Origin of the sequence: Sphingopyxis sp. (genome assembly GCF_035565275.1) — a bacterium.
GTDB lineage: Bacteria > Pseudomonadota > Alphaproteobacteria > Sphingomonadales > Sphingomonadaceae > Sphingopyxis.
This window is the reverse complement of record NZ_DATMST010000126.1, coordinates 1-11,919: the sequence shown is the minus strand read 5'-3', so window position 1 is coordinate 11,919 and position 11,919 is coordinate 1. Positions and strand designations below refer to the sequence as shown.

9 protein-coding genes are annotated in these 11,919 nt (G+C 64.8%); 1 reads left to right on the top strand and 8 read right to left on the bottom strand.

All coding sequences use genetic code 11. From position 1 onward, the window contains the following. Positions 1 to 170 precede the first annotated feature (170 nt). From VN047_RS08395 to VN047_RS08375, 5 genes are all read right to left on the bottom strand, one after another. Positions 171 to 509 carry a P-II family nitrogen regulator gene (locus VN047_RS08395; protein ID WP_037518110.1) on the bottom strand — a complete coding sequence of 113 codons (339 nt, stop codon included), beginning with the start codon at positions 507 to 509 and terminating at the stop codon, positions 171 to 173. A gap of 227 nt (positions 510 to 736) precedes the next feature. Next, a complete protein-coding gene (locus VN047_RS08390) occupies positions 737 to 2,923 on the bottom strand; it encodes a PQQ-dependent dehydrogenase, methanol/ethanol family (RefSeq protein WP_325541665.1) in 2,187 nt (728 codons plus the stop codon). 210 nt (positions 2,924 to 3,133) lie between these two features. After that, positions 3,134 to 3,973, bottom strand: a complete 840-nt coding sequence (map, locus tag VN047_RS08385) for a type I methionyl aminopeptidase (protein WP_325541663.1) — start codon at positions 3,971 to 3,973, stop codon at positions 3,134 to 3,136. A 64-nt stretch (positions 3,974 to 4,037) separates the two neighbouring features. Continuing rightward, on the bottom strand, positions 4,038 to 6,377 hold the full coding sequence (gene clpA, locus VN047_RS08380) for an ATP-dependent Clp protease ATP-binding subunit ClpA (protein ID WP_325541667.1): 2,340 nt from the start codon (positions 6,375 to 6,377) through the stop codon (positions 4,038 to 4,040). Between the two features lie 200 nt (positions 6,378 to 6,577). Beyond that, the gene (locus VN047_RS08375; RefSeq protein WP_136173288.1) at positions 6,578 to 6,853 is read right to left on the bottom strand and encodes a hypothetical protein; all 276 of its coding nucleotides are present in this window, start codon (positions 6,851 to 6,853) and stop codon (positions 6,578 to 6,580) included. A gap of 133 nt (positions 6,854 to 6,986) precedes the next feature. On the opposite strand from VN047_RS08375, the gene VN047_RS08370 reads away from it, so the two are divergent. Next, a complete protein-coding gene (locus VN047_RS08370) occupies positions 6,987 to 8,183 on the top strand; it encodes a DUF481 domain-containing protein (RefSeq protein WP_325541661.1) in 1,197 nt (398 codons plus the stop codon). On the opposite strand, the gene VN047_RS08365 is transcribed toward VN047_RS08370, so the two are convergent. From VN047_RS08365 to VN047_RS08355, 3 genes are all read right to left on the bottom strand, one after another. After that, complete coding sequence (locus VN047_RS08365; protein WP_325541660.1) at positions 8,180 to 8,635, bottom strand: VOC family protein; 456 nt, start codon at positions 8,633 to 8,635, stop codon at positions 8,180 to 8,182. The two genes, VN047_RS08370 and VN047_RS08365, sit on opposite strands and share 4 nt — an antisense overlap. Next, complete coding sequence (locus VN047_RS08360) at positions 8,632 to 10,167, bottom strand: M20/M25/M40 family metallo-hydrolase (RefSeq protein WP_325541659.1); 1,536 nt, start codon at positions 10,165 to 10,167, stop codon at positions 8,632 to 8,634. Before VN047_RS08360 ends, VN047_RS08365 begins: the two co-directional genes overlap by 4 nt. A gap of 132 nt (positions 10,168 to 10,299) precedes the next feature. Then, a complete protein-coding gene (locus VN047_RS08355) occupies positions 10,300 to 11,823 on the bottom strand; it encodes a fumarate hydratase (RefSeq protein WP_325541658.1) in 1,524 nt (507 codons plus the stop codon). Positions 11,824 to 11,919: the final 96 nt, after the last annotated feature.

Sequence of the window (11,919 nt, the reverse complement as noted above, 5' to 3'; positions counted from 1 at the left end):
ATGCTGCCACTTGCCCTTGGGGTCGGTGAAGCGCAGGTCGACCCACTCGATGTCGTTTTCCTTGATCCGCGCGATGATATCCTTGGGCTTCGTAGCCATCGTCTATGCTTCCTTCTTGCGAAATGGTCCGGCGTGCCGGGGGTTGTCGGGTTTTGGAAAAATGCGAGCGGTTAAAGCGCGTCCTCGTTGCGTTCGCCGGTGCGAATGCGCAGCGCGGTTTCGACCGGAATGACGAAGATCTTGCCGTCGCCGATCCGGCCAGTCTGCGCGGCGGCGGCAATCGCCTCCACGACGCGTTCGGCCATCGAGTCCTCGACGATGACTTCCAGCTTCACCTTGGGCAGAAAGTCGACGACATATTCGGCGCCGCGATAGAGCTCGGTGTGACCCTTCTGCCGGCCGAAACCCTTGGCTTCGGTGACGGTGATCCCGCTGACACCGACTTCGTGCAGCGCTTCCTTCACTTCGTCGAGCTTGAACGGCTTGATGATCGCCTCAATCTTCTTCACGCTTTTCGTCCCCCTTTGGGCTGGCCGCCGCCCTTCGCACATAAAGCCGGATCAGGTCTGCCTGTCCGGTTCACCCGTGAGTCGGTGCGGTGTCCCGCCATCTTGCACCAATCAAAAGCCGTGCCAATTGGCGAATCGCGAGGTTTCGGTAAGAAATTTGAAACGAAATGCCGCCGCTGCCCAAGGGGTGGGCAACGGCTTCATTCCGGTGCTCAAATTTTGGGCAGTCAGCGTCCCATCGGGGCCGAGGCGTCGGGCAAATTCGCCTTGGTCCAGTTCGACCGCTCGATGACATAGGCGCGAATCGCCTCGACGTCGGCGGGCGTCAGCACCTTGGCGAAGCTCACCATGCCGCGGTCCTTGAGAGCACCGTCGATGATCACCGACTTCCACGCGTCGGCGTTGGCGAGCGTGCCCGAGACGCGGAGGTCGGGGGTGAAACCGTTGCCGATCGCGCTGTCGCCGTGACAGACGATGCAATATCGCCCGAAATGCGCCTTGCCCGCTGCGACCTGCGCGGGCGATGCGGTCATCGGCGGCGGGTTCCAGGCGAGCGCGGCGGAGGAAGGCGGGGCAGGGAGCTTCACCGTGCCGCCGATCTTCATCACGACAAGGCGCGGAATGTTCGGGATCTTGCGCGTCGCGCCGCCCGCCACCCCGGCGACGAGCGGGAAGGCGCCGCCCTTGCTCGTCTGGAAGGCGACATACTGGACCCCGCCGACGCGGAAGGTCGAAGGCGCGCTGACGATCCCCGACTGCATGTCGAGGTCGAGCAACTGCCTGCCGGTGTCGGCGGCATAGGCGCGGAAGCGACCGAGGCTGGTGCCCTGAAACACCAGATTGCCCGCGGTCGTCATCGTGCCGCCGTTCCATGCGGCCGGATGATCGACCGCCCATGCGACCTTGCCGGTGCGCGGGTCGAAGGCGACGAGGCGGCCGGTGGTCGCGGCGACGGCGGCGCGGAACGCCGCCTTGTCGTCGGGTAGCATCGTCTTGTTCAGCGAGGTGCCGACGTTGAAGCCGAGCACCTTGCGCTTGTCGAGTTCGTCCATGTCCTGAAGATAGCCCTGCGGAATCTGCTGCGCGGGAATGTAGACGAGGCCGGTCTTCGGGTTGAAGCTCATCGGGTGCCAGTTGTGTGCGCCGAGCGCGCCGGGAATGGCGATGAAGGGCTTGCCCGTCTTGTAGAAGCGCGATTCCGGATTTTCGATCGGACGGCCGGTGGCGAGGTCGTAACCCGTTGCCCAGTTGATCCCGTCGACAAAGGGTTTGGCATCGATCAGCTTGCCGTTCGCGCGGTCGATGGTGAAGAAGAAGCCGTTCTTCGGCGCATGGTACAGCACCTTGACCGGTTTGCCGTTCACCGCCTGCTCGGCGAGGATGATCGGCTGGGTTGCGGTATAGTCCCACGTCTCGGCCGGGGTCTCCTGATAGTGCCATTTATACTTGCCAGTCGTGGCATCGAGCGCGACGACCGAGGAGAGGAACCAGTTGTCGCCCTCGCCGTTCGAGCGCGTCCCGTGGTTCCACGGATTGCCGTTGCCGACGCCGAGGTAGATCTGGTCGAGATCCTTGTCATAGACGATCGCGTCCCACACGGTGCCGCCGCCGCCCGAGGTCTGCCATTCGCCCTTGTCGGACCATGTGGCGTTGGCTTTGCTGGCAAAGATGTCGTCCGACGCGGCGCCATCCTTTGCCTTGGTCGGGTTGGGCGCCGTGTAGAAGCGCCAGCGTTCCTTGCCGGTGTCGGCATCGTAAGCGGTGACATAGCCGCGTACGCCGAATTCGGCGCCGCCGTTACCGATCAGCACCATGTCCTTCACGACGCGCGGTGCGCCGGTGATCGTGTAGGGTTTCGAGGTGTCGAAGGTCTGCGTCGACCACAGCTCCTTGCCGGTCTTCCTGTCGAGCGCGATCAGCCGGCCGTCGAGCGCGCCGACGAAGACCTTGTCGCCCCACACCGCGACGCCGCGGTTGACGACGTCACAGCACGCGCTGACAGCGCGTTCGCCGGGCACCTTGGGGTCGAACTTCCACAGGGATTTGCCCGTCGCGGCGTCCCAGGCGCTGACCTTCGACCATGCGTGGGTCACGTACATCACGCCGTCGACGACGACGGGCGTGGCTTCCTGCCCGCGCGCATCGTCGAGGTCGGCGGTCCACGCGATGCCGAGTTCACCGACATTCCTGTCGTTGATATCGGTGAGCGGGCTGAAGCGCTGTTCGTCGTAGCCGTAGCCGATCCCGGCCCAGTTATCGCCGTTGCCGCCGGTCTTGAGCAGGGTCTCGCTGGCTTTCTCGGTCTCGTCGAGCGATCCGCCGCCCGAGATGCTGTCGTTCTTCGACGCATTGCATGAAGCCAGTGTCAGTGCCGCGCAGCCCAGCAGCGCGGCCGTAAAGACCCGTTTCGCCATCCCTTGCTCTCCCGTTCGACGCCTATCGTTGACGTTAACGTCAAGACTGCGCGCGAAGGCGCACGGGTGCAAGCGGGAAAATGGGGTGTGTGGGGAGGGGGCGCTAATCTCGTCACCCGGACATCATCCGGGGTCCACGAAGGCCCGCGCCGCCCTGGAAGTCATGGATCCCGGATCAAGTCCGGGATGACGAACCAGAACGGGCGTCGATCAGGCCCAGGGCGGTGCGTTCAGGCCCTTGGGGCTGGCGGTGAAAATCTCGCAGCCGGTTTCGGTGATCCCGATGCTGTGTTCGAACTGCGCCGACAGGCTGCGGTCACGGGTGACGGCGGTCCAGCCGTCGGTCAGCATCTTCACGGCATATTTGCCGGTGTTGATCATCGGCTCGATCGTGAAGAACATGCCGGGGCGGAGCTCGGGACCGGTGCCGGGGCGGCCAGCGTGGACGACTTCGGGCGCGTCGTGGAACATCTGGCCGAGGCCATGCCCGCAGAAATCGCGGACGACCGAATAACGGTGGCGCTCGGCGTGCGTCTGGATCGCATGCGCGACGTCGCCCATGCGGTTGCCGGGCTTCGCCTGTTCGATGCCGAGCATCAGGCATTCATATGTAACTTCGACGAGGCGCTTCGCCTTGATCGGCACATCGCCGACCAGATACATACGGCTGGTATCGCCGTGCCAGCCGTCGACGATGCTGGTCACGTCGATGTTGACGATATCGCCCTCGCGCACCGGCTTGTCGTCGGGGATGCCGTGGCAGACGACATGGTTGATGCTGGTGCAACAGCTGTGCGTAAAACCCCGATAGCCCAGGGTCGCGGGAATCCCGCCGCCATCGAGCATCATCGTGCGGACCAGATCGTCGATCGCAGCGGTGGTCACACCGGGTTGGACGAAGGGCACGAGCGCGTCGAGTATTTCGGCCGACAGCCGGCCTGCCTTGCGCATGCCTGCAAAGCCCGCCTCGTCGTGCAGCTTGATCGTGCCGTCGCGCACGGGTGTGGGGCTCGCCGCATCGCCGGCGGTCACGGAAACATAGTCGTACATGGAGAAGGATATAGTCGCTGGGGGCCGAAAAAGCGAGGGGCGGCCACCGGCCGCCCCGTCACCCTTATTCTGCCGACTTCTTCGCCTTGTCGGCTTTCGGTTTGCCCTTGCTCGCCTTCGGCGGGGCCGAGACGATTTCGAAGGCGAGCGGGTTGCCGACATGGGCGTCGTCGCCGGTCTTCATCTTCACCTTGACCTCGCCGCCATGGACGAGCTTGCCGAACAGCAGTTCCTCGGCGAGCGGCTGCTTGATCTTTTCCTGAATCAGGCGGCCCATCGGACGCGCGCCGTAGAGCTTGTCATAACCCTTGCCGGTCAGCCATTCGCGCGCCGCATCGTCGAGCTGGATGTGGACGTTGCGGTCGGCGAGCTGCAGTTCGAGTTCGAGGATGAACTTGTCGACGACGCGCGCGACCACTTCGGGCGGCAGATAGCCGAACGGCACGATCGCATCGAGGCGGTTGCGGAATTCGGGGGTGAAGAGATTCTTCACCGCTTCCTCCTGCACATCCTCACGCGTGAACGCGCCGAAGCCGATGCCCTCGCGCGCCATGTCGCTGGCACCCGCATTGGTCGTCATGATCAGGATGACGTTGCGGAAGTCGACCGTCTTGCCGTGATGATCGGTCAGGCGGCCATGGTCCATGACCTGCAACAGGATGTTGAACAGGTCGGGATGCGCCTTTTCGATCTCGTCGAGCAGCAGCACGCAATGCGGGTTCTGGTCGATCGCATCGGTGAGCAGCCCGCCCTGATCATAACCGACATAGCCCGGGGGCGCACCGATCAGGCGGCTGACCGAATGGCGTTCCATATATTCGGACATGTCGAACCGCTGGAGCGGGATGCCCATGATCGACGCGAGCTGCTTCGCGACCTCGGTCTTGCCGACGCCGGTCGGGCCGCTGAACAGATAGTTGCCGATCGGCTTTTCGGGATCGCGCAGGCCCGCGCGCGATAGCTTGATCGCCGACGACAGCACCTCGATCGCGGTGTTCTGGCCGAACACGACGCGTTTCAGGTCGGTTTCGAGGCTGGCAAGCGTCGCCTTGTCGTCGGTCGACACCGACTTGGGCGGGATGCGCGCCATCGTCGCGATCACGGCCTCGATCTCGCGCGCAGTGATCGTCTTCTTGCGCTTCGACGGGGCGACGAGCATCTGCATCGCGCCGACCTCGTCGATCACGTCGATCGCCTTGTCGGGCAATTTGCGGTCGTTGATATAGCGCGCCGACAGGTCGACCGCGGCATTGATCGCGTCCTGCGTGTAACGGACCTGATGATGCGCCTCGAACGCGCTGCGCAGGCCCGCGAGGATCTTTTTCGTATCCTCGAGGCTCGGCTCGATCACGTCGATCTTCTGGAACCGGCGCAGCAAAGCGCGGTCCTTTTCGAAGTGATTGCGGAACTCCTTGTACGTCGTCGAGCCGATGCAGCGGATCACGCCGCCCGACAAGGCGGGTTTCAGGAGGTTCGACGCATCCATCGCGCCGCCCGACGTCGCGCCGGCGCCGATCACCGTGTGGATCTCGTCGATGAACAGGATCGCGTGCGGCAGGCCTTCGAGTTCGGTGACGACCTGTTTCAGCCGCTCCTCGAAATCACCCCTGTACCGGGTTCCGGCGAGCAGCGCGCCCATGTCGAGCGAATAGAGCACCGCGGGCAGCAGCACCTCGGGCACGTCGCCCTCGATGATCTTGCGCGCGAGGCCCTCGGCGATCGCGGTCTTGCCGACGCCGGGATCGCCCACATAGAGCGGGTTGTTCTTGCTGCGGCGGCAGAGGATCTGGATCGTGCGATCGACCTCGGCGCTGCGGCCGATCAGCGGGTCGACCTTGCCGATCTTGGCCTTTTCGTTGAGGTTGATGGTGAACTGGTCGAGCGCGGTTTCCTTCTTGGACTTGCCTTCGCCCTTGTCCTTCGTCTCTTCCTTTTCCTCGGGCTCGGCCTGCGGCGAGGGTTTGCCGCCCTTGCCGACGCCGTGGCTGAGGTAGGAGACCGCATCGAGACGCGTCAGGTCCTGCTGCTGCAGGAAATAGACGGCGTAGGATTCGCGTTCGGAGAAGAGCGCGACGAGGACGTTGGCGCCCGTCACCTCATCCTTGCCCGACGACTGGACATGCAGGATCGCGCGCTGGACGACGCGCTGGAAGCCCGACGTCGGCGACGGGTCGCTGTGCCCCTCGACCTTCAGGCTGTCGAGTTCGGTATCGAGATAGTGGACGACCGCCGATTGCAAATCGTCGAGTGCGACGCCGCACGCGCGCATCACTTCGGCGGCATGATCGTCGTCGATCAGCGCGTAGAGCAGATGCTCGAGCGTCGCATATTCGTGGTGGCGCTCCGAAGCGGCCTTCAGCGCGTTATGGAGGGTCTTTTCGAGGCTTTCCGAAAAGGACGGCATGGTCATTCATCTCCTTGCGGGGACCAGGCCGGGGAGATGGCGGCCCCCTTAGGAACATAAGTTGGCGATGCCGCCGCCCCACCGCAAGGGAAAAGCGGTCGGCTTTGTGAAATTACGATGACGGGATTGCGCTGTGGTTAACGGGGCGCTGGGATTCCGACGGTGACGGCAACTTTCGGCCGAACCCCGCCGCGCTCCGTTTATCGCGGCCTTTGCATGATCCAGCTGAACGCCATCGCGTTGAAGATCGTATAGAGGCCATAGAGCATCAGCGCGGCGAACCAGTTCCGCGTCGCGATCGCCATCGCGCCGACGAGCAGCAGGAATTCGAAGACATAGGTGATGTTCGGCCCGACCTTGTCCGCAAGCGGTTTCACCATCTGCTGGATCAGCGGATCGTCGCTTTCCATAAAGGCGCGGTGCATCGCGAAATTGCCGATGCCGGCACAGAAAATGGCGATGATGGCGATCAGCATAGGTTTGCAGATGGGGCAGCCGGGGTGGAAATGCCAGAAACTTTCGGGCTATAGGGGCGCGTCGTCCGCGCGCCGGCCCCGCGCGAACGATCGAACGAACCCGGCTTTCGCCCCCGTAAGAAGGACGTCTTCGGTGACCGCTCTCCCCCGCCTGGCCGCGCTTTGCCTGCCTCTCGCGCTCGCCGTACCGCCGGCGCATGCCGCGCAGGAACCGGTCGATCCGGCGCAGCCCGACCCGCTGCTTGTCAATCCCGTGCTCGTCGACCCGGTGGTGGCGGCCCCGCTCCCGGTCGTGCTCGTGCCGCCCGATCCGCCGCTGCCCGATGCGCTGCGCGCGATGATCGACGCCGCCTTCGCGAGCGGCAACAATGACGATGTCGAAGCGGTGGCAAAGTTCGCCCGGCAGACGCATCCGGCCAATATCGGCGAAATCGATGCGCTCCTCGCCTATTATCGCAGCGGGCACCCGCCGGAGGTTCCGTTCGATCCGGTGCGCAACATGCTCGCCGCGGCGATGGCGAGCGGCAAGGACGCCGATGTCGAAGCGGTGGCGAAGCTCGCCAAGGCCACCACGCCGGAGGACGCCGCCGAAATCGAGGAACAGGTCGTCGCCTATCGCGCCGAACGGCAGCGATTGAAGGACGAGGCCGCCGCCGCCGCGCGTGCGAAACTGGCGGCGGCGAAATTCTGGGAAAACTGGAAGGGCGAGGGACAGATCGGCGCCTCGCACAGCAGCGGCAACACCAGCTCGGCCGGCCTCAGCGCGGGCCTCGCGCTCGCGCGCAAGGGGATCGACTGGACCCACAAGCTGCGCGCGCAGGCCGATTATCAGCGCACCAACGGCAAGACATCGGTCGAACGCTATCTGGCCGAGCTGGAGCCGCAATACCGGATCGACGAGCGCACCTTTGCCTTTGGCCTCACCCGCTGGGAACATGACCGGATCCTCGGGTATGACACGCGCTGGAACGTGTCGGGCGGGCTCGGCTACAAGGTGGTCGACACCAAGAAGATGACGCTCAGCCTGAAGGGCGGACCGGCGTTCCGCCAGACCGACTTCATCGATGGCAGCAACGACACCGAGTTGACCGCGCTCGCGGGGCTTGATTTCGGCTGGCAATTGTCGCCGACGTTGCGGCTGACGCAGGTCGCGTCGACGATCATCGGCGAATCCAACGGTTCCACCAGTTCGCAAACCGCGCTCAACGCCAAGCTGACCGGTGCGCTGTCGGCGCGCTTCGCCTATTCGGCGCAGATCGACACGAACCCGCCGCCGGGGATCGAAAAGGTCGACACGCAGACGCGCTTTACCTTGGTCTACGGGTTTTAGTCGAACGCATCGGAACCGCCGATCCGCTCGCCCTCGGCGAGCAGGCCGACGCCCGGGACATGGTTGAACTCGATGCGAATGCCGTCGGGGTCCTCGAACAGGATCGAATAATAGCCGGGCGCCCACGGCTCTTCCTGCGGCGCGTGGACGATGCGGATGTCGTCGCGGCCCGCGAGGAAGGTATGGACCCGGTCGACCGCGGCGCGGTCGCGCATCCGGAAGCAGGCGTGATGCAGCCCCGGCGCGCCCTGGTCGAAGCGCTTGCCGGCATTTTCGGGGCTGCCGGTGCGGATACCGATCGCGGTGCGCCCGCCGACGCCATAGAGCATATGTTCGCTGTCGAGCACGAGCTTGAGCTCGAGATATTCGATCATCGCGCGCCAGAAGGCGGTCGAGCGTTCGAAATCACCCGCGGTCAGGATGACGTGCGCGACGCCGTTGAGGTCGCTCATTTTATCGCCGCGAGGACATAGAGGAATTCGGCGAAGCCCATCGTTGCGTCGACCAGCCCGGCGACCTTGGGATTGGTCGAATCGATGAGGAAATATTCGTCGGGAGCGTGCGCGCCCGATCCGTGGCCGATGCCGAAATGCGCGGCGGGGATCGACACCGGCGGCGCGGTGAAGGTCGCGCCCGGCCAGCTCCCCGCCATCCGCGGGTTGAGGCTCGTTTCGATGCCGAGCTTCTTGTAGGTCGCGAGTTCGGAGCGGACGAGGCGGCTGTCCTCGGCGACCTCGGTCGGGTCGTAGCCGCCCGAGACATTGACCTCGACATCCTTGAAGCCATGCTTGTCGAGATGCGCGCGCAGCTTCTTTTCGGCCTCGGCGCGCGTCTGGTTGGGAACGAGGCGGAGGTCGAGCTTGGCGACCGCGCGGCCGGGCAGGATCGTCTTGCCGCCGGGGCCGGTATAACCCGCGACGAGCCCCTCGATATTGACCGTCGGCTCCTGCGCGAGGCGGATCAGCGCGTCGTCATAGGCGAGATTGTCGATCCAGTGGGTGATGCCGAGCGCCTGTTTCTGCTGCGCCTCGTCGCCCGCCTTCGCGGCCTCGCGGATCAGCGTCTTCTCGCGCTCGGTCAGCGGCCGGACATTTTCGAACCAGCCCTCGATCGCGGGCTTGTTGCCGTCGGGGGTGACGAGCGTCTGGAGCGCCTGCACGAGCCGCCATGCCGGCGAATCGACCATCGCTTTGAGGCTCGAATGGACGTCGCCCTTCGGCCCGCGGCCCCATTTCTCGCCGCTCGCGACGAGTTCGAGTTCGATGATGCCTTTCGAGCCGAGATTGACCGTGACGTTGCCGGTCTTGCCCTGCGAAGCGAAGGGGATGAAGATGCCCTCGCATTTCTTGAGCGCAGCAAGCACGTTGGGCTTGGTCGCGATCTGGCGGAAATGCGGCGATCCGATCTCTTCCTCGCCCTCGCACACGAGCACGATATTGACCGGCAGCTTGCGCCCCGCGGCGCGGATCGCGCGGAGCGCGGCGAGGAAGGTCGCCTCGGGGCCCTTCTGGTTCACCGCGCCGCGGCCCATGATCGCCTGCCCGAAACCGGGGCGATCGACCATCTTGCCTTCGAGCGGCGGCGACGACCATTCGGCGGGGTCGAACTGCTTGACGTCGTACATGAAATAGATGCCGAGCGTGCGCGGGGCGCCGACGTCGATCGTCCCGAAGACGCCGGGATGGCCGTCGGTCGGAACGATCTCGACATTGGTGAAGCCCGCGTCCTTCGCAAGCTCGGCCATATAGGCTGCGCCCTCGGGCATGCTGCGGTTCTCGGCGGCGATCGAGGGCAGGGCGATCCAGTCGCGGATGCGCTTGATCGAGGCGTCCTTGCCCGCCTCGGCCGCCTTGCGGATGTCCGACATGCTTCCCGACTGCGCCCAGAGCGGCAGCGGCTGCATGAAGGCCGCGCCCGCCCCCAGCATCGCGGTGCCGCGCAACATGTCGCGGCGGTTCAGTCGGTTGAGCTCCCGGAAATCCATCCTGCGTCCCCTTTGCTATCTATGTCGCGGGGAGTGTTGGCCAAATTCGACGGTATGGCAAGACGCGCAGGTGAGATCCCGGCCTTCGCCGGGATGACGGGAAAAGGAGTGGCGCGAAGAGAGCGGCGCGGCTTACGCCTTCTCGAGCAACCCCTCGTCGGCGATCCGCTTCTGCCACAGCTTCGGCGCGTTGACGTGGACGTTCTGGCCTTCGCTGTCGACCGCGACGGTGACCGGGAAGTCCTGGACCTCGAACTCGTAGATCGCCTCCATGCCGAGGTCGGCGAAGCCGACGACCTTGCTGCCCTTGATCGCGCGCGCGACGAGATAGGCCGCGCCGCCGACCGCCATCAGATAGGCGCTCTTGTGCTTCGCGATCGATTGCGTCGCGGCGGGGCCGCGTTCGGCCTTGCCGACGCAGGCGAGCAGGCCCTGACCCAGCATCATGTCCATGAATTTGTCCATGCGCGTCGCGGTCGTGGGCCCTGCGGGGCCGACGATCTCTTCGCCGACCGGATCGACCGGGCCGACATAATAGATCACGCGGCCCTTGAACTCGACGGGCAGCTCTTCGCCCTTCGCGAGCATGTCGGCGATGCGCTTGTGCGCGGCGTCGCGGCCGGTGAGCATCTTGCCGCTCAAGAGGATGCGGTCGCCCTGCTTCCAGCTTGCGACGACTTCGGGGGTGAGATTGTCGAGGTCGACGCGGATCGCCGCCTTGTCGGGCGCCCAGTCGATCTGCGGGTAATCGGCGAGCACCGGCGGTTCGAGGAAGGCGGGGCCGCTGCCGTCGAGCGTGACATGGGCGTGGCGCGTCGCGGCGCAATTGGGGATCATCGCGACGGGCTTCGATGCGGCGTGCGTCGGCCAGTCGGCGATCTTGACGTCGAGCACGGTCGCGAGACCGCCGAGCCCCTGCGCGCCGATGCCGAGCGCATTGACCTTTTCATAGAGCTCGATGCGCAGCTCTTCGGTCGGATTGCTCGGCCCGCGTGCGAGCAGTTCGGTCATGTCGATCGGGTCCATCAGCGACTGTTTCGCGAGGAGCATCGCCTTTTCGGCGGTGCCGCCGATGCCGATGCCGAGCATGCCGGGCGGGCACCAGCCCGCGCCCATCTGCGGCACCATTTCGAGCACCCAATCGACGATCGAATCCGACGGGTTCATCATCTTGAACTTCGACTTGTTCTCGCTGCCGCCGCCCTTCGCGGCGACGTCGATCACGACCTTGTTGCCCGGGACCATCTCGACGTTAAGCACCGAGGGGGTGTTGTCCTTGGTATTGACGCGGCTGAACGCCGGGTCGGCGAGGATCGAGGCGCGGAGCTTGTTGTCGGGGTGGAGATAGGCTTTGCGTACCCCCTCGTCGACGACCTGCTGCAGACTGCGCGGGCTGTCGAGGCGGCAATCCATGCCCCATTTGATGAAGATAGTGACGATGCCGGTATCCTGACAGATCGGGCGGTGCCCCTCGGCGCACATGCGGCTGTTCGACAATATCTGCGCCATCGCGTCCTTCGCGGCGGGCGACACTTCGCGCTCGTACGCCGCGCCCAATGCGCGGATATAGTCCATCGGATGGAAATAGCTGATGTACTGGAGCGCGTCGGCGATCGTTTCGATGAGGTCGTCTTCGCGGATGATCACGGTGTTCATGTGCAGCCTTTCGCCCTTTTTCGGGATTCGCGGCTTCCCCTAGACCTGCACGGCCCGGGTGGACAAGGGGTCAGGTGCGGCGGCGACCGAAGACGC